This is a genomic window from Paraburkholderia sp. SIMBA_030, assembly GCF_046535245.1.
Taxonomy (GTDB): domain Bacteria; phylum Pseudomonadota; class Gammaproteobacteria; order Burkholderiales; family Burkholderiaceae; genus Paraburkholderia.
Genome location: NZ_JAWRXB010000736.1, coordinates 1 through 265, shown reverse-complemented (window position 1 = coordinate 265; position 265 = coordinate 1). Strand labels below are relative to the sequence as shown.

At 62.3% G+C, this 265-nt stretch carries 1 protein-coding gene; it reads right to left on the bottom strand.

Annotated features, from left to right (window positions below):
• Positions 1-265: hypothetical protein (locus SB772_RS41905; RefSeq protein WP_410838762.1), on the bottom strand; the 265-nt coding region annotated here is incomplete at both ends.

Here is a 265-nt window from a genome sequence, read left to right as displayed (position 1 = left end):
CATCGAGCTGCCGTTGATAGCCAAGCTCGGCAGCCCGCAGCTGGTCCGCGTGGGTCTTGGAGAGAGCAGACGTTGCCGCGGCGTGGCCCTCGGCATAGGCAGAGCGGCGTTCAGCCTCGAGATCGACTGCAGGTTCTTCCGCGAAATCTGCAAAGCCCCCAAACGCCTCTTCGGCAAAGTCGGACGCTTCGGGCGCCGAGGCGACCGGCTTGATATCACTGAAATCCTTGAGATAGCGGGATAGCATCGCGCTCATCGACCACAC